The sequence below is a fragment of the Aeromonas tecta genome, from assembly GCF_000820185.1.
In the GTDB taxonomy this organism is placed as follows: domain Bacteria; phylum Pseudomonadota; class Gammaproteobacteria; order Enterobacterales; family Aeromonadaceae; genus Aeromonas; species Aeromonas tecta.
This window is the reverse complement of sequence record NZ_CDCA01000008.1, coordinates 36945-61425: the sequence shown is the minus strand read 5'-3', so window position 1 is coordinate 61425 and position 24481 is coordinate 36945. Positions and strand designations below refer to the sequence as shown.

Here is a 24481-nt window from a genome sequence, read left to right as displayed (position 1 = left end):
ATGGTTTGATTATGGATCAACCTTCAGATTGCCTTGGGTCAGCAAGTCCTGAATGATCTGTGAGTCGGTTCGGGTATTGCCGAGCGTCAGATCCACGCTGTCGAAGAAGATGGTATGGGTCGTGCTGCCACTCCCCGAGCCATCCAGATCGATCGTCAGGGTCGACTTGTTGCTACCTGGACCCGACGCGAAGTTAAGATACTGATCCAGGCTGGCTGCGTTGGAGTGCTCCCCACTCAGCAGTTCACTCAGGTCCAGTACATCCCCGTTAGCACCCGTGGTGAAGTCCTTGATGGTGTCGGTACCGCCAGCATCCCCCGCCATCCACTTGAAGGTATCCTTGCCTGCGCCACCGGTCAGGGTGTCACTGCCGGTACCACCAATCAGCAGATCATCGCCTCCGCCACCGCTCAAGATGTCGTCACCCGCCAGGCCGCTGAGGATGTTGGCATTGCCATCACCGGTCAGGCTGTCGTTGAACATGGAACCCACCAGATTTTCCATGTTGCTCAGACTGTCGGTACCCGCCCCTCCCGTCGCCTGGCTGGCGCCATTGACGATGACGGTGACCCCAGCCGCACTGTCGATATAGCTGGCGGTGTCGTTGCCCACGCCACCATCCAGGATATCGTTGCCCGCACCGCCAACCAGGATGTCATTACCCTCCCCACCGTTCAGGTTGTCGTTGCCGGCACCACCCAGCAGGATGTCATTGCCGGCATTGCCGTTGATAGTGTCATTGCCTGTTCCGCCAATCAGGATCTCGTCAAGGTAACCACCAGTGAGCGTCGAGCCGCTCTGCACATCCACGAACACCTTGGCCGTATCCGTGGTGGTGCTGTTGGTGTAGTTGAACGACCCCTCGTAGGTACTCGGCGTGATATTGCCAGACGTGTCATCGAATGTTACCGACCCCACGTTGTCAGCCACAGTGCCACTCACGGCCCCAGAGACCCCTGTAAGCGTCTGTGTGCCAGCAAGTGGTCCCGTATCATTGGCAAGCAGAGCCCAATCCGGGATGGTCGACGGATCCTGGTTGGTGATGATGAAGTCATCGCGCACCACTGTGGGCCCGATCGCCGGGTTGACGATGAGAGACAAGGTGTTGGACGCGGTATCCCCGTCGTTATCGATCACGCTGTAACCCAGCACCTGGCTGATCCCCCCCACCGGGATGGAAGAGGGCGGTGTGTAGGTATACAGACCGTTATCCATATCAATCTTGAAGATGCCACCGGCCACCGTGATGGACCATTCGTTGGTGTTTGTATCGAAGGTACCGGCCGACGCCCCGCCAGTGACACCCGAGACATCGGTCTTCTGGTTGTAGGTGTAGGTGATCCCCCCAACCGTGATGGCATTGATCCAGCCACCATCCGCCCCCGTGCTCGCCGTCAGTCCATCGATCAGCTGTCCGGCCAGTGGTGGTGCGACAACCGTGCTGAGCAGCGTAGCCGCCAGCTGGCTGAAGTCGGTGACGACCACCGCGGAAGTGTTTGCCGGACTGGCTCCGGTCACACCGTTGTAAGCGATAGGATCGAGTGCCGACTGGGTAGCGCCGGAGCCCATGCCGAGTGCGAACGAGTTGATGTTGTTCGCCTTCAGGAAATCGGTCCAGTCCTTCTCGTTGGCGGCACTGATGCCATCACCATCGCCAAAACTGTTGGAACCATCAGGGACAGTCGCAGCGTTGCTGACGCTGCTCGCATTGGGCAAACCATCCGACATGAAGTAGGACACGTTCTGCGCCCCGACGATCTTGTTGCTCGCTGCGAAGGCATTGATGGCGTCGTTCAACGCATCGTCATAGTTGGTCGAATCGGTTGACGAGAGGCCAAGAATGATCGCCTTGGCCGCATCGACAGTCACCCAGGTCCCAGTCGGGTTGGATGCCATGGTGGCAAAGGTGATGATGTTGACCATCACATTGCCGTAGGCATCGTACTTGTCGAGCAGCTCCAGGGCTGACTTCTGCATTACCTGCAACCGGCTCATGCCTTGATACCCCGATGAGTCATCCATACTGCCGGAGATATCGAGGATCAGCATCAGGTTCGTGTTCTGGACCTGAGTCGCCTGGCCTGCATTGGTAGCCCCGTTGGCGATCGGCGCATCGTCACTGATGACCACCTGAAGGTTACCAGTACCCGTATCGCCACTGGCATCCGTGGCAGAGACCACGAAGCTGGGGCCATTGGCCGTGTCAGCGTTGCCCTGCACATTGTGGGTGAGGATGTTGTCTTTGAGCGTATAGGTGTAGTTCACCGTGAACACACCCGAGACCGGACCGCTCACCCCGGTCACGACCAGCATCCCCTGCGTATTATTGATCAGGGTCTGACTGCCCCCCGTCCCCAGGTTGTAAATCTGGCCACCTATGGTCAGCGCGGTGAGGTTCTCACCTTGCGTGTTGATGCTGAAGCTGCCGTTGAAGATCTCGGAGTTGCCACTGGCCGCATTGCCTGCTGGTTCACCGGCGCGAGCCGGCAAGCCCTCTTCATCGACGGTCGCATTGCCGATGGTGAGCACTGGGATACGCGTGTCCTGAGCGATATTGATCGTCAAGGTAGCCGGATCAGTGTCGTTATCGCCGTCCTTGAGCGTGTAGGTAAACACGTCCGAGGCACCGACAGGAACCGAGGCTGCCGTCAGGGTATAGCTGTATGTACCATCCACCCCCATGGTCAGGTTGCCGTATTGACCGCTGACCGTGAATCCACCTGCCGGGTTGCTGTCAGTACTGCCACCAAAGCCGACAACCTGGCTGACGGCTGCATCGTCCGCCCCCTTGACGTCAACCCCCGAGCCTCCCGTGCCACCTGTAGTACCAACCCCTGTGATGACATTACCGGTAACGGCAGTGAACACGCCTTCAGTCGCACTGTCAGCATCATCATTGGCCGTCGGGGTATCATCCACGATGCGCACTATCAGCTGGTCGCTGGCGGTGGTACCGCCCACCCCGTTCACCGCGATGGTCACGCTGTCATCAAACTCCGTCAGCGTGGCACCCGCCTTGCTGTCGTTGTCGATGGTCGCGCTCAGGGTGTAGCTGTAGTTCACCGTGCCACCGCTGGCCGAGCCGCTGTAGCTCAGCAGGGTCAGTAACCCCTCCCCGGTGTTCACGGTCTGCGTGCCATTGAAGGCCTGCAGTTGCGCCAGGGTATAAGTCGTCCCCCCTATCACCACGTTCAAGATGCCGTCCGAGGCCGACACCGTGAAGCTGCCTGCCACCGTCTCGGTGGTGGCCGCCGCATTGGAGCCGCTCGGGTTGAGGCCCGATTCGTACACCAGGTGGTCCGGACCGGTCGCCGCCACCGTCACCACGCTGGAGCTGTCATCCGCCCCCTTGATGGTGATGGTCAGCTTGGCGATGCTCTCGTCACCGTCCGCGTCCTTCATGGTGTACCAGACGTCGTAGCTCTGGTTGAACGCCGCCGTCAGCGCCTGGGTAGCCGCCTTGCTGTTGTCCAGCGCGTAGGTCCAGCTGCCGTCGCCATTTTGTACGAAGCTGCCGTAGGTACTCAGCGCCGTGACAGAAGTGCTGTTGTTGTGCCCGGTGGCACTCCAGCCCACGAACGCAGCCGGGGTATCGGCGCCGGACACATCGTTGCTCAGCACGTTGCCACCCAGACTGCCCGCCACGTCTTCGGTGACGGTGCCGCCGTTTTCATTCACCGCCTTGGGAACATCATCTTCCACATGAATAAGGAAGCTGCCCGCCAAGGTGCCACTGCCACCAGTCGCCTTCAGGATGCTGGTGAAATCCAAAGTCAGTAGTTCGTTGTCATCGCCGTTACCCAGCGGATGATCCAGCGATTTCACCAGGTTGAACTGGTAACTGCCGTTTGAACCGACCTGGAGCGTAAACACCGTCGCCCCATTGGCCGTGGCAGTCAGGGTATCGCCCACCACCGTATAGACCAGCGCGACGCCGCCGGAGCTGGCCGCGGTCACACCGCTGGTGTTGGTATTGAGACTGATGGTTGCGGAGTTATCCGGCCCGACGATCAGCGGGGCGACACTGCCACTGACGCTGCTGGTGACGCTGTCGTTGTCGGTGATGCCACTTGGCAGTTCATCCTCATCGACATAGCCTTCCACCGCACCCACGTCTTCGACATAGAGATGCAGGGTCGCCGTGGCCGGATCACCGTCCTTGTCGATGATGGTGTATTGGAAGTCCTCGGTGAGATCGCCATTCACATTGGCAGGAGCCTGATAACTCCATGCACCGGTGGAGAAGTTGAAGCTCAGCTTGCCACCCGCGGGAGTGGTCACGGATGTCAGCTGCTGATCCCCATCGAGCACACCATCCCAGCTGTAGGTCGTCGCACCGATCTTGATGGACTGGATATAACCCGGGCCATCGGCACCATAGGCATCGTCATCTCCACCCCCAACGACATTGTTGGAGCCATTGAGCACGTTGCCTTGTACCAGACCGCCAATAACTTGATTGAGCAGGGTATCGACCAGATCACCAAAGTTGTTCACTCGCAGCGGGGTATTGTTCGGGCCGGCATCCACATCCACATCTTGCAGGCGGGCATCGATGATGCCATTGCCAATCCCGATGGTGGTGACAGTGATCCCGTTGTTATCGACGAAATTATTCCAACTGGTTGCCACCGCACTGGTGAGCGAGGTACCGCCTGGACCAGTTTGCTCGTTGGGGTTGCCATCACTGATGAAGACCACCTGATTATTCCACCCCGAAACCGGGGTATAGGACGCAATGGTTTCCTGAATGGCATCGGTAAAGTCGGTGTTACCGTCGAAGGGACGGACACCACCCGGCTCCTGCGGGTTCAGGGAGTTCACCAGATTCGTGAACGCAGTGACGTTGTCGGTTGGCAGATAAGCAATGGAATCACCAGAGAATGCCACTATCTGGATCTTGACCTGACCACCAGAGGTGTTGAACAGTGCCTGCCCTGCGGTACGCACCGCATCGAGCATGGCGTTCAGTTCGTTGTTATCGATACTGCCGCTGAAATCGAGCACAAACACCATATTGATGTTCTGGGACTGACCTGAGAGCACAGTGGCATAGTCATCTTGCGCCACAGGGATATCGTCCTGCACATCGATAACGAATGAACCTTTCGTGAAACCTGGCACCTTGTCGCCATCACCATCGGTAGCGACCAGCACTCCTGAAAAGTCGATAGGCACCGGCAACAGCTCGTTATCACCATTCGGCAGCCCTTCCTTGACGGGATGATCCAGCGGTCCCTTCAGGGTGAAGGAGTAATCGCCATCGGCAGCCACCGTCAAAGTGAAGATCACTGTCCCGCCAGCAGAGGCGGTCAGCACATTGCCTACGACGTTGTAACTCAGCGCCACGCTGCCGCTGCTCAATCCCTGTGAAACCAGCGAACTGACATTGTTCGACAGGCTGAAGACGCCGGGACCATCAGCCCCAAAGTTCACCAGGGTGTTCAGGGTACCCGAGGTGTCACTGGCCGTGGTGGTCTGCCCAAGCCCTTCATGATTGCCCTCATGGGGCGCGCCACCGGCCAGGGTCAGGGCATCCTCCTGAACGGCACCATGCACAGTGGGACCTTGCCCGTTACCAGACTGCACCGGACCATCATCCTCGAAGCGGAACACGCCACCGGTCCCCAGATCGACACTGGCCTTGGCGCTGTCGCCATCGGCATCGGTGACGGACTGCACCAGCGTCAGCACACCGCTGTTCAAGGTCAGGCTGACGCTGTCATCTGGGCTACCGGTATTGCCATGCCAGACGTTATCCAGCAGGTTCAGAGTCACGGCGCCCGTGGCGGGATCGATGGTCAGGGTGAAATAGCTCACCCCGTTGGCACTGCCGGTGATGACATTACCCACCTGGTTCAGCAGGATCTGGGCACCCTGACCGTTGACTGCCAGTGGGTTGACCGCATAGAGGCCGCTGGCCACGTTGCCGCCATTGAGCGCAAGGCTGTAACCGATACTGCCGGCGCCATCGGCGCCGAAGGCATGGCTGAACTGGGCTTGCACCGTGGCGGCCGCCAGGGTCGCACTGGCGATACCGTCGTTGTACGCACCACCCAGTGCGGGCAAGCTCTCATCCACCTTCACCGCGCCCAGGGTTGGCGCCTGAACATTCACACCTGTTGTCGGGCCATCATCCTCGAAGCGGAACACGCCACCGGTCCCCAGATCGACACTGGCCTTGGCACTGTCGCCATCGGCATCGGTGACGGTCTGTACCAGAGTCAGCACACCGCTGTTCAAGGTCAGGCTGACGCTGTCATCCGGGTTGCTGGTATTGCCGTGCCAGACATTGTCCAGCAGGTTCAGAGTCACGGCACCCGTCGCGGGATCGATGGTCAGGGTGAAGTAGCTCACCCCGTTGGCGCTGCCGGTGATGACATTGCCCACTTGGTTGAGCAGGATCTGGGCGCCCTGACCGTTGACTGCCAACGGGTTGACCGCATAGAGGCCGCTGGCCACGTTGCCACCATTGAGGGCCAGGCTGTAACCAATGCTACCTGCGCCATCGGCGCCGAAGGCATGGCTGAACTGGGCTTGCACCGTCACTGCTGCCAAGGTCGCACTGGCGATACCGTCGTTATACGCACCACCCAGCGCGGGCAGGCTCTCATCCACCTTCACCACCCCGAGGCTTGGACCCTCGGCCGCCAGACAGACAGTTGGGCCATCATCTTCGAAGCGGAACACGCCACCGGTCCCCAGATCGACACTGGCCTTGGCACTGTCGCCATCGGCATCGGTGACGGTCTGCACCAGAGTCAGCACACCGCTATTCAAGGTCAGGCTGACGCTGTCATCCGGGTTGCTGGTATTGCCGTGCCAGACGTTATCCAGCAATTTCAGGGTCACGGCACCGCTGGCGGGATCGATGGTCAGAGTGAAGTAGCTCACCCCATTGGCACTGCCGGTGATGACATTGCCCACCTGGTTCAGCAGGATCTGACTGCCCTGACCGTTGGTAACAGAGGGATCGACTGCATAGAGGCCGCTCGCCACGTTGCCGCCACTGAGGGCCAAGCTGTAACCGATACTGCCTGCGCCATCGGCGCCGAAGGCATGGCTGAACTGGGCTTGCACCGTGGCAGCCGCCAGGGTCGCACTGGCGATACCGTCGTTGTACGCACCACCCAGTGCGGGCAGACTCTCATCCACCTTCACCACCCCGAGGCTTGGACCCTCGGTCGCTAGGCAGACGGTGGGGCCATCATCCTCGAAGCGGAATACGCCACCGGTGCCCAGATCGACACTGGCCTTGGCACTGTCGCCATCGGCATCGGTGACGGTCTGCACCAGAGTCAGCACGCCGCTCTCCAGCGTCAGGCTGACGCTGTCATCCGGGTTACTGGTATTGCCGTGCCAGACGTTATCCAGCAATTTAAGAGTCACGGCACCGCTGGCGGGATCGATGGTGAGGGTGAAGTAGCTCACCCCATTGGCACTGCCGGTGATGACATTACCCACCTGGTTCAGCAGGATCTGACTCCCCTGACCGTTGGCAACAGAGGGATCGACTGCATAGAGGCCGCTGACCACGTTGCCGCCACTGAGGGCCAGGCTGTAACCAATACTGCCTGCGCCATCGGCGCCGAAGGCATGGCTGAACTGGGCTTGCACCGTGGCAGCCGCCAGGGTCGCACTGGCGATACCGTCGTTATACGCACCACCCAGCGCGGGCAGGCTTTCATCCACCTTCACCTCGCCCAGGCGTGGCGCCTCTGCATTCACACCCGCTGTCGGACCATCATCTTCGAAACGGAAGGTACCATTGGCTCCCAGATCCAGACTGGCCTTGGCACTGTCGCCATCGGCATCGGTGACGGTCTGCACCAGAGTCAGCACTCCGCTCTCCAGCGTCAGGCTGACACTGTCATCATGGTTACTGGTATCGCCATGCCAGATATTATCCAACAGGTTCAGGGTCACTGCGCCTGTCGCGGGATCGATGGTGAGGGTAAAGTAGCTCACCCCGTTGGCACTGCCGGTGATGACATTGCCGACTTGGTTCAGCAGGATCTGACTCCCCTGACCGTTGGCAACAGAAGGATCGACTGCATAGAGGCCGCTGGCCACATTGCCGCCATTAAGGGCCAGACTGTAACCGATACTGCCTGCGCCATCGGCGCCGAAGGCATGACTAAACTGCGACTGTACCGCGGCACCACTCAGCACTGCACTGGCAATACCATCGTTATCTGCTCCTCCCAACACAGACAGACTTTCATCAACCGTCACAAACCCGGGGCGCAGGAACTCGGGCGCCAGACCGGAGGTTGGACCATCGTCTTCGAAGCGGAATGCGCCACTGGCACCCAGATCGATACTGGCCTTGGCACTGTCGCCATCGGAGTCCGTCACTGTCTGAACCAGGGTCAACATACCGCTCTCCAGCGTCAGGCTGACGCTGTCATCATTGCTGCTGGTATCGCCTTGCCAGATATTGTCCAGCAGGTTCAGGGTCACGGCGCCTGTTGCGGGGTCGATGGTGATGGTGAAGTAGCTCACCCCGTTGGCGCTGCCGGTGATGACATTACCGACCTGGTTGAGCAGGATCTGGGTGCCCTGACCATTGGCCACCGATGGATCGACTGCATAGAGGCCGCTGGCCACGTTGCTGCCATTGAGGGACAGGCTGTAACCAATGCTGCCCGCCCCATCGGCACCGAAGGCATGACTGAACTGGGACTGTACCACTGAGGCCGCCAGGGTCACGCTGGCAATGCCGTCATTGTCCGCACCGCCCAGTTGCGGCAGGCTCTCATCCACGCTGAGCACTCCCAGCTCACCAGAGCCGGGGATCACGCGCACGCTAGGCACATCGTCCAGTATCACCACATCCAGGCTGGCACTGGTGCTGTCGCCATCGCTGTCCGTCAGTACCACATTGAAACTTTCAGTCAGTGCGGTGTCATTGGCAGGCTGAGTGTGAACTTCGTTATCATTCAGGGTGTAGGTGTAATTGACGGTCCCGGCGCCGGTCACAGGGTTATAAGTGATGCCGGTAACCAGTAATTGATTGCCTGAAGGACTGGGGATCACCTGCGGGAAATTGGTGATGACCTGGCCGTTACTGATGAGCACCACGCCACCCAGGCTCAATACCTGGACACCATCCACGGCATTGAAGGTAAAAGTGCCACCTTTGGTCAAAGCCGCCGCATCAGGCGCACTGCCATCCGCCAATGCAGCTTCATTCAGGACAAGCTCCCCTCCTTCAACTTGCAGCCCTCCCAGCACAACGGGATCATCCACCGCAGCAATGGTGATGGTCAGAACCGATGGGTTGGTATCAGCGCCATCTGTCACTATGTAATTTGCAGGGGGAACAGGACCGGAATAGTTGAGTGCCGGGGTGAAGGTATAGGAGCCATCCGCATTGATGATCAAGACACCGACCCCCGCCAGGCTGGCGGCGGTCCCGGCCGGTACGCCGATGTTATTCCCCCAGCTGTAAGAGACTATTGAGGCATCAAAAGGACCGTCGGGGTTATTGCTATTGAGTAGCAGGTTGCCACTGACGGCTTGATTTTCCTGGGTGACGACGGCTTCATCCTGATCATCAAGCTGATTATCAGGCAAGAGATCGTCTTCCTGCAGCAGGTTCTGCGCCGTCAAGGCGCCGTGGTCGGTATCGAAACCGGCAGCGGCAATGGTTGCATCACCGATACGATCGATGACGACAAAGCCACCATTACCACTGGCCCCTGCGACCCCGCCGATCCCACCGCCACCACCACCCGCAGCGGGAGCACCACCGGCAGCCGAGGCTTCAAATTTCTTGGTCGGATCGACCCCTTCCAGTATGGATTTTTGCAAGGCCGCTATTTCTGGCGAGACTTCTGGCGGCACCTCTTTATTGGTGGCCGATGAGGATGGCTGTCCCTGTGCCGGTACATCGGTCGCCGCTGGGGTGGCGGGCGACGCATCCGGGCTGTCATCATAGGGCGCCAGCATCAGCTTGGCATCGTCGGCAATATTGAGTTTGGCCCCTGGCTGCAATATCTCTCCCGGCTGAAGAGGACGACTGCTGCCGTCGGCAAGCTGGATCTGAACATTACCTTCTACGGAAGAGACGACGACGGTTTTGTCGATGATTTGGGTACGCATATCCATTGCTCCAGGGTGACAAAATTTGATGCATACACCTTAGATGGGACTTCATCGCGCTTCCGTTGCAAAAATGTACAGCTTTGAATCTGTTCAGCTCCATCCGATGCATTAAATCGAACAGTGTTTTTTTACACAAACAAATCAAGCAATTAACAATGTTGTTTTTGGTGTGGCGCCATCTCTGCAGCAAGAAATATCCACACTTATTCTAAACGGGTATAAAAAAGGGCCCACATAGGGGCCCTTTTATGAACAACGCGCCGATCACGGCAGCGGGAATGCCGGGTGGACGAAGCCTTGATAACCGTCGATGTGCAGCTTGGCCAGCACCTCGACCTGCTGCTGATCCTCCACACGAGTGGCGATGGTGGTCACACCCGCGTTGTGCGCAGCACGACAAACTGCGGCCAGGAAAGAGGTATCCGCCCCCGGCTCCATGACCTGGCTGGTATAGCCGTGATCCACCTTGACATAGGCTGGCGCCAGCTCTTCCAGATAACCGAGCGACTGGAAATGGCGGCCGTAGTGATCGACTCCCCACTGGAAACCATGCTCTTGCAACACGGCGACCAAGGCAGCCACATGTTCCCGGTGCTTCATGATGGCCGCCTCGGGGATCTCCAACAGCAAGCGCTCTTTCAACTCGGCATGCTGAGCCAGATACCCTTTCAGCCAGCTCAGGAATTCATCGGAGCAGAGAGAACCTGCGGTGATGTTGACGGCCAACACCAGATCGGATTGTTGCCTGAGCAGAGGAGCACAAGCCTCAAGCACCGCCTGATCGAACTCGCCCCCCAACTTGAACTGCTCGATGGCAGGCAGGAACTGGCCCGCAAAATAGTCGGTTCCATCCCGCGAGATGGAAGCAAACAACTCGGCATGCAGGCGTACCCCGTTATCAAAGCGGCAGGCTGGCTGGGCCTTGAAACGCCACAGGTTCCGGGCGATAGCGTCCTGCACCAGATCGCGCCAGGCCAGGCGGCCCATCAGTCCCTGATCGGCCCCTCCTTCCATGACGACGGCACCGCGCCGTTCGTTGCGCGCCTTGCCGAGCGCATTGTCAGCCTTGGTCAGCAACGCGGAGAGATCATCGTTACCATCCCGACCGGCGATCCCTATCACTGAGAGCGCACCCACCTCACCCATGGGGTTGACGACCAGGTCGGCGATGCGGCTATTGATGAGCTCTGCCAGATCCTTGAGTTGCGACAGATCATCGGTCGGACAGAGCAAGGCATACTCCGTAGCAGAGATGCGGGCCAACGCCGCGCCATCCCAGCCTTTCAGCAGCTCTTTCAGGACCTGCGCGATGGACTTGACCATGTTGTCCCGTGCGGCAAAACCCTCTTCACGGTACAGATCGTCCAACATGTCGACGGCCACCAGCATGACGCCACCCTGGCCTGCTTCGGCAATCCAGGCGTTGACCTGGCCGACGAAATAGGAGCGGTTACCGAGTCCGGACACCGCATCCACATAGACTCTGGCCCGTAGATTCTCAGCCTCGTCAGCCTGCTCCTTGAACTGCAGCGCCAGCTTGCTGGAGAGGGTGTTGATGGCCTGTACCACCTGTTTCAGTTCGCGGCTCTTTGGCTCGGGAATCGCATGTCCGAAATGGTGCAGCTCGATCTCGACCGCCTGATCGCAGATGAGCTTGAGGGGTTTGAGCAGATAGTTGAGTGCCCGCATCAGCAAGACAGTGGTGATCAGAAAGCCGACCAAAAACCAGGTCGCCAGCTCACTCATTCCCTTCCAGAGCTCGTAGTAGGCTTGCCCCGGATGGCCCACCACCTTGAGTTTGCCCAACTGCAGCCAGCCCGAGGTCAAGATAGATTCATTAGATACCTCAGGGAACAGGCCCAGCCCCATGAACCACTGTGGGACTCCCTGGATATTGCTACTGTTCTCGAGCTCGATGACATCCTTGGAGGCCAGAAGGTCCAGACGAACCAGCTGATAGTAGCCACCGTCAAACACGGCCTTGATGACGGATTCGGCGCTCACCTTGTCGCCGTTCTCCAGATAAGGCGTCAGCGCCAATCCCAATGAGGTGGCGGTGTTGATGACGGTGGTTTCCTGCTGCTGTGCCAGGTAGTTACGGGTCGAATTGAACTGCACCCAATAGGTTGCGGCAAACAGCAATCCGAACAGTAACAACATGGTTGCCAATAATTGTCTGTAGAGCGTCATAGGTTAATCATCCAAATTCACCACAGGCCGAGCCAATCGCCCTGAAGTCATGCGATTGCGTAAATCAGTCCATAATCCCAAGCGTGATGACTGTCCGGCCAGTTCCCCTTGGCCACGCGCCTTCATCAACCACAAGTGACTACCGTTAAAGCTGTAAATTGGCATCAGGTCCGCCCGTTGACTGGCCGGGCGAATTGCGCCGACGAGGTTGTCCAGGATCAGAGGCACTGATGCAGGCGTCTCATAATAGGCAACAACCATATGAAACTGGTTATACTTCAATGCTTTGACGTATACCATACGCATTTTTTCATCCGGGATGCCAAGCTCCAGCAACGTAAAATACTTGGAAATGCTGAAGTCTTCGCAATCACCGCCGGCGGCCCCCAGAAATTCCAGCGGCGTCGCCCAATAATCCTTCTTGTGCCACAACTTGATGTCATCGATGAAACGCAGCTGGTTGAAAAACTGGTTTACCTTCTCCAGCTTCTGTCGATCCGTCAGACCGGCATCCCGATTTTGCACCGCTAGCGTTCGCCAACTGGTGACCCGTTTGCCCGCTCGCGCGCCGTAGGTTTCCTCCGCCCTTTGTACCAGCTTGAGATCGTCAGATGACAAGGGTTGGCTGGCACACAGCAACAGAGGGAGTGAAAAGAGACACAACCACAGCAGGTGGCGCAGCCAACGCAGGGATGGGCGTGTGCCCCATACCGGCCAAGGCGTCTCACTCGCGCTTGCCTTTCCCCACAATGTCACATCATTCCCCTGCGGCAGGTCATCACGGTTATCGATTGAAAACTGAAGCAGCAAGAAATGACTGCAGCAAGCTGCAGTCATTTCTTGCCTTGATATCACATCAGCGCGATTGCCATCAGTTGTTATTAGCCTGCCAGTCGGCCGGCTGCTGTACGTTCATGGCATTGAGCAGACCACCTGTGGCATTGAGGATACGGTAATCCGCCAGCAGGGAGTCATACTCGGCCGTGATGTAGCTGCGGCGAGCTTCGAACAGTTCGTTCTCCGTGTTCAGCACGTCCAGCAAGGTCCGTTGACCCAGACCGAACTGCTTCTTGTACGCCTGTACGGTGTCATAGCTGGCGTCCACGTGCTCTTTCAAGAAGACTTTCTGCTTGGCCAGCGACTCTTTGGCGTTCCAAGCCAGGCGCGTTCCCTCTTCCACCTGACGGAAAGCATTCAGGTGAATGTCCTTCGCCTGGGAATAGAGTGCCGAGGTGGCCTTGCTTTCAGCCAGATCGGAACCACCACGGAACAGGTTGTAACGCATTCTGACCATGGCGGTCAGATCATCGTTACGGCCTTTCACCGCGTCGATATCCTCGTTCCAGTTCTGATCCACCTCGAAGGCCACGTTCGGATAAAACCCGGACTTGGAGCCTTCATGCTGGTACTTGGCTTCTTCTATGTCCTGCAGGGAGGAGAGAAGGGTTGGGTGTATCTCGGTGGCCGTCTTCAGTGCATCCTCCAGAGTGGCGGGGATCAGCTGGCTATTGGGGGTCGGCTGCACCAGATCCTTGGGCACTTCATTCACGACGCGGATGAACTCACTCTCGGCATCCCGATAGTTGTTCTCGGCCGCGGCCTGGTTGGAATAGGCACGCGCAACACGGCCATCAATCTGGGTCTGGTCAGCGGTAGAACCCAGGCCAGAGTCGGTCCGTTTCTGGATGTCACTGCGGATCTGCTCGTGGGTTTCCAGGTTCTGCTTGGACAGCTCCAGGATCTCCTGCTGACGCAGCATGTTGAGGTACACCTCTGACACACGCAGCGCAGTGTTCTCCGCTTCGGAGATCATGGCCAGACGCTGAGCGTTGGCGGCGGCATCGGTCCGAGCCACGTTGTTGCTGACATCGAAGCCGTCAAACAACATCTGGCGCAGGCTGATCCCGGCCTCTTTACGGGTCATGGAGTCATCGATTGTCTGTGAATTGTTACCCGCAGCACGTGTCGATGGGCTATCCGTATTTTCATAGCCAACGCCGCCACGCAGATCGATGGTGGGATAGTAACCGCCCTTGGCCCCATCATGCTGATACAACCGCGCCTGATAGAGATCAAAAGCTTCTTTGATTTTCGGATGGGTAGCCAGTGACTGTGCCACTGACTGCTCCAGCGTTTGGGCCTGGCCAAGGCCAGGGAACAGCACTGCGCCACTGACCAGCATGGCAACAATCGTCTTCTTCATGTTATCTCCAGTCATGTTGTTATTAGATTGTTGGCTTTATCGTTCTCTCAGTGCCGACTGCTTAGCTCGCAAGATCGGCTTAAGCAAGTAGTCTAGGACACTTTTTTTGCCAGTAATGATATCTGCACTGGCTAACATACCGGGGATGATGGGAAGTGCGTTAAGCTCATCGCCCAAGTAACTCTTCTCGGTTCGTACCCGCACCAGGTAGAAGGAATTCCCCTTCTCGTCCTGGATAGAGTCCGCACTTATCTGTTCAACCTTGCCATGCAACCCTCCATAAATGGTGAAGTCATATGCTGTTATTTTGACCATGGCTTCGAGCCCTGGTCGTAGGAAGGCGATGTCCTTGGGTGACACTTGGGTTTCCACCAGCAAGGTGTCTTCCAGCGGCACTATCTCCATCAGGTCCATACCCGGCTGCACCACGCCACCCAGAGTATTGATCTTGAGCTTCTTGATGGTGCCCTTGAGGGGCGCGATGACGCTGGTTCGATCGACCCTGTCCCGCAAGCCAATCTGGCCCTCGGACAGTTGACTCAGCTTGCCTTGCCGCTCATTGAGATCGGTCTGGGAATCGGCCCTGAACTTCAGGGCGATGTCGTTACGCTTGGAGATGGTCTCACGCAGCACGGAATTGAGTTTGGGGATGAGCAGGCGATTGGCCTCAAGCTCCCCTTGCATCTCGTTGACCTGCCGCTCCAGCTTGATCAGCTCCACTTGGGGGACTATGCCCTCTTTGGCGAGGGGGCGACTGATGTTTAGCTCCTGGCGAGCCAGATCGACGCTGCGACTGACGGTCCGGATTTTGGCGTTAAGTTCGATGGTTTCCTGCTCTTTCTGCTCGATCTGCTGGCCGAGAATATAGAGCTGGTTCTTTAAATTGTTGAGGCGCTCGTCCTGCACCGACTTTTCACGAGTCACATACTCGGCGAAGACGTTCTCGAACCCATCCGGGAAGACAATGGGTTGTTTCTCGATAACCACCTGTTCGCGCCAGCCGAGATTGGGTTCATTTTTGACCACCACACTCTTGATCTCGGCACGCAGGCGGGCAATGTCCCCCTTGAGGATCACCAGCTCTTGCTCACGCTCGCGAAAGTCTGACTTGAAACGGGTATCATCGATGCGCAGCAAGGGCTGCCCCTCTTCGACGACGTCCCCTTCCTTGACGAAGATCTCCTTGACGATGCCCCCCTCCAGGTTCTGGATCACCTGCAGTTGACGAGACGGGATTACCTTGCCCTGGCCCACCGTCACTTCATCAAGCTTCGCCCAGGCAGCCCAGATGATGGCACTCATGAAAAACAGGAAACAGGCCCACAGCAGCACTCTGGCGCGGGTCGGTGTCGTCAGCAGAACCGCGGCGGCCCCATCGTCCACATACTCCAAATGCTCAGAAGAGGGCAGGACAGTGTCCGGGGACTTTTTCTTGAACCAGTTGTTAACCATTGGCCGTCTCCTGCACTCGCACCTTGCCTTCCTTCAATTGCTGCAACACCACCTCTTTGGGCCCGTCGGCCACTATCTGCCCCTGCTCCACGACGATGACCCGGGAGGCCACATCCAGCATGGAGGTCTTGTGCGTGATCAGGATCAGGGTGGTTTCCGGCCCAAGCCGTGCCAACTCCTGCTTCACATGCATCTCAGACTGGTTGTCCATGTTGGAGGTCGGCTCATCCATCACCAAGATGGGGGGATCATTGAGCAAGGCGCGGGCCAGCAAAATAGCCTGGCGCTGACCACCGGAGAGCTGGCGGCCGCCCTCGCCTATCTGCCGATCCAGCCCGTTGGGATCGCGGTTGGTAAAATTGGTCACGCCGGCGCGTTTGGCCGCTCTCAGGACGCGATTATCGTCCACCAGCGGATTGCCGAGCATGATGTTGTCTCGCACCGAGCCAAAGAACAGGGTGACATCCTGCGGCACACAGCCGATATTGCGGCGAATGACGCTCGGCGGCAGTTGATCCAGCTCGAAGCCATCGAGCCGTACCGAGCCATCGGTCGGTCGGTAGAGTCCCATCAGCAGCTTCTCCAGGGTGGTCTTGCCCGCCCCGATCCGGCCAATGATGGCCACCTTTTCGCCCGGCTCGATGCGCAGAGAAATGTTGTGCAGTGTGCTGCTCTCCATCCCAGGGTATTTGAAGGAAACATTCTCGAATTCGATGCGGCCCTGGATGACGGGATGATGGATGTACTGCTTGCCCTCTTCCTGCTCGCCCGGCGTCATCATTATCTTCTCCAGGATATCCAATGCGGATTTGGCCTGGTTGTAGCGAGTGGAGAGCACTGAGAGCTGCACCATGGGGGCGATGGCACGGCTCGACAGCATGACGGCCGCGATCATGCCGCCCATGGTCACCAGCCCTTCCGAGATCTGGTAGACCCCGACGATGACCAATCCCACCGTCACCACCTGCTGGATATAGCTCGCCAGAGACGACATGGAGTTGGTGATGCGGCGGGTCTGCACGCCCCAGGTAGAGATGTGGGACACCGCCTGCTCCCAGCGATGCTGGAACATGCTCTCGGCACCGAAGATCTTGACGGTTTCAAGGCCGGAAATACTCTCGATCAGGTTGGCATTCTTCTGGGAGGCGAGACGGGAGCCCTCCTCGATAGACTGCTTGAGCGGCTCCTGAATATAGAAGCTGTAGGCCACCAGGATCAGCATGGCGACGATGGGCACCACCACCATGACACCGGCGAACAGCCAGATGATAAACAGGAAGAAGATGGCAAACGGCAGATCGATCAGGGTGGAAACCGTGGCGGAGGTGAAGAACTCCCGCACCGATTCAAACTCTTGCAGATGCTTGGCGAAGGCCCCCGTCGAGGCGGGACGGGACTCCATCTTCATCCCCATCACCTTGGCGAAGATCTTGGCAGACAGCAGCACATCGGATTTCTTGCCGGCGATGTCGATGAAATAGCTGCGCAACTGGCGCATCACGAAATCGAAGGTGAACACCACCATGGCGCCGACGGCCAGTACCCAGAGAGAATCAAACGCCAGGTTCGGCACTATCTTGTCGTACACGTTCATGGTGAACAGGGGGCTGGCCACCGCAAACAGATTGATAAGAATGGAGGCTACCAGCACATCCCGGTAGATCCCCCGGGATTCGAACAAGGTGCTCCAGAACCAGTGACCATCACGGGTCTCCAGCACCTTGGGGGAGCGTTCATCAAATTTGAACTGCTTTTTGACGAAGAACAGCCGGCCATTATATTCATCGCCCAGTTGGGCTGTGCTGACCCACTGCGCCGCATCACCGGCCTGGGGGAAGATCACCTTGGCCTGAGTTCTGTCCTCATTCCACTCCAACAAAATGCAGGCTCCGCCCGTGCGGGTCTGCAGTACGCAGGGCAGCAACAGGGAAGAGATATTTTCGAGGGGCTGGATCACTTCACGGGCAGATAAGCCGCCGCGCTCGGCGGCGCGAGGGAACAATGCAGTGCTAAGGCGACCAGAGACTAATGGCAATCCCGTGGTCAAAGCATCTTGGCTATTGGGCACGCCATAGAAACGGGTCAAGAAGACCAGGCACTCCAGTAGCTCATCAATACGGCTAGTTTCTGCTTGCATAGCATCCTGTCAAAACATGATTAAGACGGTTGTCGCGGAAAATACCACCATTCTGATCGTGACGGCGAATTATTGAAATAGCAGAGTAACAAGCCATCACCGCAAGCCGACAACCAAATTAGCGCACAGGGCAATGACCTTTTTATGTCATCACCAGACCCAAACATCATCAAGCCGGGAAGAGACCCTATGCTCGGCACTGGATGACGACAAGAATGCGACATTCAACGCGAGAGATCCTGCCCAGATTGGAATTAACTCAAGATTATTGATAACAATGTATTTTTCAAGCCGACCATCATATCAAGGCGACTTGAATGAAACTATACTGCAAAGACTGAATTTCATCTAATAACCCCCTGTTTTTTTAATGAAATTAAAGTGCCAGCTCATTAAAACCGGCGAGGGAGAAGGGTTGACCAATGAGACTCCCTTGGGCCCCAGTTCGAGCCAGTTCACTGGCAATGGCGGCCATGGCCGTCCAGCGATTCTCACACCAGCTCGGTGCCAACAAGGTTGGACGACGCGCCGAGGCCGAGATGCGATGATAGACCACCTCGGGGGGGGTGTGCTGGATCATGGCTACCGCCGCTGCCACATATTCTTCCAGCGTCGGCACCTCGAGGCGCCCCGCCTGCCAGGCCTTGCCTAGCGTACTGCCCTCCACCACGTGCAGTGGATGCAATTTAATCCCCTCCAATCCGGTGTCCACGATGCGATGCAAGGTCTCCAGACTGTCCATCGCCACTTCCCCCGGCAGGCCAACAATGAGATGGGCGCAGACCTTGATCCCCCGCAGGTGGGCACGGCGCACCGCATCTTCATAGGCGCCGTAGCCATGACCCCGGTTGATCCGCTGCAGTGTCTTGTCGCTCGCGCTTTGCAGACCGAGTTCCAGCCACACCTCATAGCCGCGAGCCTGATAGCCGGCCAGCAGATCCAGCACAGCATCCGGCACACAATCCGGCCGGGTACCGACGCAGAGCCCCACCATGTCACTGACCGACAAGGCTTCTTCGTACATGCGCTGCAGATACTCCACTTCGGCATAGGTACTGGTATAGGCCTGAAAATAGGCGAGATAGCGTTTGGCGCGGGTGACTTCGTCCCGCCGGGCCAGCAGTTGCTGCACCACAGAGAGTTGCTGGGCCGACTCGTCGGCAAAAGAGGAGACGTTACAGAAGGTGCAGCCACCGCGACCCAGGGTGCCGTCCCGGTTCGGGCAGGTAAAGGCACCGTGAATGGAGAGTTTGTGGATCTTCTGACCGTGACGTTGCTTGAGATCCTGGCCGAATGTATTGACGAGTTCGTGTAACTGCATGACACCTCCGCTAAAGGGGCGTCATTGTACGAGTTTGACCTCATAGGGAGGCTGAGCTGGATCAAGCGAAGCCTGTGGCCAAAAAACATATAAATATTCATCATAATCCGAATAAATACCCACAAACGACGTAACTGGGGTACTTTTGGAAACCATGCTGTCTAGATAGAAGATGAAAGAGAGGCCAAGGTTTCCTATATAACTATCTGTAAGGCATTGAGATTTACCCTCTAGCCAGCATGCGGATAAATGCAAGATGCAGGATCTTGAAATGTGATCGACACCCCGCCTCATCGTGGCTGATTGGTAAGATTACTACAGTTCGACAGCACGATGCAGTCGACCACTAAAGCTAAAGTTGACAGCATACAAAACCATCAAATAAGAAAAACAAAGAACAATAGCACTGCAACTCTTCATTAAAACTCTAAAACCGACATTTTGTTATGACTGTGTGACATTACAAACAGTCGGGATGTCCAATTGACCTTGCCCAAAATTCCCATTAGTTTGGAGATTCGCCACCTCAGGCGGACGGAACCACAAGAGCCAATCGCAATTTATGCAGTTTGTGATGGAAGGCCGAGCAAGGGAGAAATGCAATGTCACTATATGATCCAAAGCTGGAGAGGGATAACTGTGGCTTCGGCCTGTTGGCCCACATGGAAGGGGAAGCCAGCCACAAGCTTGTCCGTCTCGCGATGTCAGCCTTGGCTCGCATGCAGCACCGCGGCGGTATCTCCGCCGATGGCAAAACCGGCGACGGTTGTGGTCTGCTGCTGCAAAAACCGGACAGCTTCTATCGCGCTGTCGCCGAAGAGAAGGGATGGCACCTTGGCCGCAACTATGCGGTCGGTATGCTGTTCTTGAATCCCGATCCTGTCTTGGCCCAGGCCACTCGCGACATCATCGACGAGGAGCTGGAAAAAGAGACCTTGAGTCTGGTCGGTTGGCGCAAGGTGCCCATCGATACCAATGTGCTCGGTCCCATCGCCAAGGCCTCCTTGCCCAGCATCGAACAGGTCTTTGTCAACGCCCCCCCCGGCTGGGTCGACAAGGATCTCGAGCGCCGCCTCTATATCGTGCGCCGCCGCATCGAGAAGCGCATCAGCGACGACTACTTCTACGTAGTCAGCCTCTCCAACCTGGTCACCGTCTATAAAGGACTGTGCATGCCGGTGGACTTGCCGCGCTTCTATCTGGATCTCGCCGACATTCGCATGCAGGCCGCCATCTGCGTGTTCCACCAGCGTTTCTCCACCAACACCAGCCCGCGCTGGCCGTTGGCGCAGCCGTTCCGCTATCTCGCCCACAACGGCGAGATCAACACCATCGCCGGCAACCGCCAGTGGGCTAAGGCGCGCAGCTACAAGTTCGCCACCCCGCTCATTCCGGATTTGCAAGAGGCCGCCCCCTTCGTCAATACCACGGGGTCCGATTCCTCCAGCCTCGACAACATGCTGGATCTCTTCCTCGCCGGTGGCATGGACCTGTTCCGCGCCATGCGCCTGCTGATCCCGCCTGCATGGCAAAAGCACCCGAACATGGATGACGACCTGCGCGCCTTTTATGACTTCAACTCCATGCACATGGAGCCCTGGGATGGCCCGGCCGGCATCGTCATGACCGACGGCCGCTACGCCACCTGCGCGCTGGATCGTAACGGCCTGCGCCCGGCCCGCTACGTCATCACCAAGGACAAGTTCATCACCCTGGCCTCCGAAGTGGGCACCTGGGATTACACCCCGGACGAGGTGCTGGAGAAGGGCCGGGTCGGTCCGGGGGAGCTGTTCGTGGTGGATACCCACAACGGCAAGATCTGGACCAGCTTCGAGATCGATGACGATCTCAAGAGTCGTCACACCTACAAGCAGTGGATGGACAAGCATTGCAAACGGCTGGTGCCGTTCGAGCAGATGGATGATGCCAGCACTGGCGCCCGCGAGTTCTCGGACGATCAGCTCAAGACCTACCAGAAACTGTTTGGCTACTCCTACGAGGAGCTGGATCAGATAGTGCGCGTGCTCGGCGAGAACGGCCAGGAGGCGGTGGGCTCCATGGGGGATGACACCCCGATGGCGGTGCTCTCCTCCAGCCAGCGCACCCTGTATGACTATTTCCGCCAGATGTTCGCCCAGGTGACCAACCCGCCCATCGATCCGCTGCGGGAAAACCACGTCATGTCGCTGGCCACCTGTATCGGCCGCGAGCAGAACGTGTTCAACGAGACCTTCGGCCACGCCCACCGGGTGCTGTTCCAGTCGCCGATCCTGCTCTACTCCGACTTCCACCAGCTGCTGGCACTGGAAGGGGAACACTACCGTCATGCGGTGCTGAGCCTCAACTTCAAGCCCGAAGAGGGGCTGCAAGCGGCGCTGGAGCGGCTGTGCAAGGACGCCGCCGACAAGGCGCGCGGCGGTACCGTGTTGCTGATCCTGTCGGATCGGGACGTCAGTGCCGACACCCTGCCGATCCCGGCCGCCATGGCGGTGGGCGCGATGCAGCGCACCCTGGTAGACAACAATCTGCGCTGTGATGCCAATATTTTGGTGGAAACCGCTAGTGTGCGCGATCCGCACCACTTCTCCGTGCTGCTGGGCTTTGGCGCTACCGCCATTTATCCCTATCTCGCCTACGAGACCCTCGCCAAGCAAGTAGAGGAAGGCGTGCTCAAGATGAGCCTGCGCCAGGCCATGCTCAACTACCGCAATGGCATCAACAAGGGTCTCTACAAGGTGATGTCCAAGATGGGCATCAGCACGGTGGCGAGCTACCGCTGCTCCCAGCTGTTTGAAGCCGTGGGGCTGTCCAACTCCGTGGTCGAGATGTGCTTCAAGGGTGTCTCCAGCCGCATTCAGGGCGCCGATTTTGCCGACATCCAGCAGGATCAGCTCAATCTGTCCCGCCAGGCCTGGTTGGCGCGCAAGGCGCTCACCCAGGGCGGCCTGCTGAAATTCGTGCACGGCGGTGAGTACCACACCTACAACCCGGACGTGGTGCAGACCCTGCAAGTGGCGGTACGCTCCGGCGACTACGCCGATTACAAGACGTACGCACGTCTGGTAAACGAGCGCCCGGTGGCGACTCTGCGGGATCTCTTGTCCCTGAAGCAGGGCACGACCCCCATCGCCCTGGAGCAGGTGGAGCCTGCCGCCAACCTGTTCCCGCGTTTTGACTCCGCCGCCATGTCCATCGGCGCGCTGGGGCCTGAGGCGCATGAGGCGCTGGCGGTGGCCATGAACCGCCTGGGTGGCAAGAGCAACTCCGGCGAAGGTGGCGAAGATCCCAAGCGCTTCGGTACCGAGAAGAATTCGCGCATCAAGCAGGTGGCATCTGGGCGCTTTGGCGTCACCCCCCACTACCTGATGAACGCCGATGTGGTGCAGATCAAGGTCGCCCAAGGCGCCAAGCCCGGCGAAGGTGGCCAGCTGCCCGGTGACAAGGTGACGGCACAGATCGCCAAACTGCGTTATTCCGTGCCCGGCGTGACCCTGATCTCGCCGCCGCCCCACCACGACATCTACTCCATCGAGGACTTGGCCCAGCTCATCTTCGACATCAAGCAGATCAACCCAGATTGCCTGGTGTCGGTCAAGCTGGTGTCCGAGCCCGGCGTCGGCACCATCGCCTGCGGCGTGGCCAAGGCCTATGCGGACTTCATCACCGTCTCCGGTTATGACGGCGGCACCGGTGCCAGCCCGCTGAGCTCGGTCAAATACGCCGGCTCCCCCTGGGAGCTGGGTCTGGCCGAGACCCAACAGGCACTGGTCGCCAACGGCCTGCGCCACAAGGTGCGGCTGCAGGTGGACGGCGGTCTCAAGACCGGTCTGGACATCATCAAGGCGGCCATCCTCGGCGCCGAGAGCTTTGGCTTCGGTACCGGCCCCATGGTGGCGCTCGGCTGCAAATACCTGCGCATCTGCCACCTGAACAACTGCGCCACCGGCGTCGCCACCCAGGATGAGAAGCTGCGCCGCGAGCACTTCACCGGCCTGCCGGAGATGGTGATGAACTACTTCAAGTTCATCGCCGAAGAGACTCGCGAGCTGATGGCCGAGCTCGGCGTCAGCCAGCTCACCGATCTCATCGGACGCACCGATTTGCTCGAAGCCCTGCCCGGCCTCACCGCCCGTCAGGCCAAGCTGGACTTGTCCGGCATCCTGGCGAGCCCGGTGGCACCGGCAGGCTCCAGCCTGTTCAGCCAGCAGCACAACCCGACCTTCGACAAGGGGCCGCTCAACCTCAAGATGGTGGATGACCTGCTCGGCGCGGTCGAGACCCTGAGCGGCGGCGAGTTCCGTTACGACATCCGCAACACCGATCGCTCGGTGGGGGCGCGTCTGTCAGGGGAAATCGTCAAGCGTCACGGCAACCAGGGCATGGCGGCGGATCCGGTGCGGGTGCACTTCAACGGCACCGCCGGCCAGAGCTTCGGTGTATGGAACGCCGGCGGCCTCGAGATGATACTGACCGGCGATGCCAACGACTACGTGGGCAAGGGCATGACCGGCGGCAAGCTGGTGGTCAAACCCCACGTCGGCGTTGCGTTCAAATCCCACGAGGCGGCCATCATCGGCAACACCTGCCTCTATGGCGCCACCGGCGGCAAGCTCTATGCGGCCGGTACCGCTGGCGAGCGCTTCGCGGTGCGCAACTCTGGCGCCCTGGCGGTGGTCGAGGGCATTGGCGACAACGGCTGCGAGTACATGACAGGCGGCATCGTCACCATCCTTGGCACCACAGGGGTCAACTTCGCGGCCGGCATGACGGGCGGTTTTGCCTACGTGCTGGACGAGTGTGGCAACTTTGCCAAGCGCACCAACCCGGAGCTGGTAGAACTGCTGGACGTGGCGGATCTCGCCATCCATCAGGAACACCTACGCGGCATCATCACGGCGCATCTGAACGAGACAGGCAGTTCGCGCGCCGAGGAGATCCTGGCCCACTTCGACTCCTATGTGCCCAAGTTCAGGCTGATCAAACCCAAGTCCAGCGACGTCAAGTCCCTGCTTGGTCACACCAGCCGCTCTAGTGCAGAACTCAGAATCCAGGCGCAATAAGGAGGGAA

8 protein-coding genes are annotated in these 24481 nt (G+C 58.5%); 1 reads left to right on the top strand and 7 read right to left on the bottom strand.

The window, feature by feature from the left end; translation table 11 throughout:
* Nucleotides 1–9: 9 nt before the first annotated feature.
* From BN1137_RS22185 to BN1137_RS00715, 7 genes are all read right to left on the bottom strand, one after another.
* Nucleotides 10–10107: a retention module-containing protein gene (locus tag BN1137_RS22185; RefSeq protein ID WP_050716768.1), complete on the bottom strand. Its 10098-nt coding sequence runs from the start codon at nucleotides 10105–10107 to the stop codon at nucleotides 10–12.
* 267 nt (nucleotides 10108–10374) lie between these two features.
* A complete protein-coding gene (locus BN1137_RS00740; protein ID WP_050716767.1) occupies nucleotides 10375–12300 on the bottom strand; it encodes an EAL domain-containing protein in 1926 nt (641 codons plus the stop codon).
* 3 nt (nucleotides 12301–12303) lie between these two features.
* A complete protein-coding gene (locus BN1137_RS00735; protein ID WP_050716808.1) occupies nucleotides 12304–12990 on the bottom strand; it encodes a transglutaminase-like cysteine peptidase in 687 nt (228 codons plus the stop codon).
* Between the two features lie 181 nt (nucleotides 12991–13171).
* Nucleotides 13172–14503 carry a TolC family outer membrane protein gene (locus tag BN1137_RS00730; protein WP_050716766.1) on the bottom strand — a complete coding sequence of 444 codons (1332 nt, stop codon included), beginning with the start codon at nucleotides 14501–14503 and terminating at the stop codon, nucleotides 13172–13174.
* Nucleotides 14504–14539: 36 nt separating this feature from the next.
* Entirely contained in the window at nucleotides 14540–15955 is a 1416-nt protein-coding gene (locus BN1137_RS00725; RefSeq protein WP_050716765.1) for an HlyD family type I secretion periplasmic adaptor subunit, read from the bottom strand.
* Nucleotides 15948–18092: a type I secretion system permease/ATPase gene (locus BN1137_RS00720; protein ID WP_050716764.1), complete on the bottom strand. Its 2145-nt coding sequence runs from the start codon at nucleotides 18090–18092 to the stop codon at nucleotides 15948–15950. Before BN1137_RS00720 ends, BN1137_RS00725 begins: the two co-directional genes overlap by 8 nt.
* Before the next feature lie 376 nt (nucleotides 18093–18468).
* The gene (locus BN1137_RS00715; protein ID WP_050716763.1) at nucleotides 18469–19413 is read right to left on the bottom strand and encodes a tRNA modification radical SAM protein MnmL/YtqA; all 945 of its coding nucleotides are present in this window, start codon (nucleotides 19411–19413) and stop codon (nucleotides 18469–18471) included.
* Between the two features lie 602 nt (nucleotides 19414–20015).
* Between BN1137_RS00715 and gltB the strand changes: the two genes are divergently transcribed.
* Nucleotides 20016–24473 (top strand): glutamate synthase large subunit, encoded by a 4458-nt coding sequence (gene gltB / locus BN1137_RS00710; protein ID WP_050716762.1) that lies wholly within the window; start codon nucleotides 20016–20018, stop codon nucleotides 24471–24473.
* The last annotated feature ends 8 nt before the right edge of the window (nucleotides 24474–24481 follow it).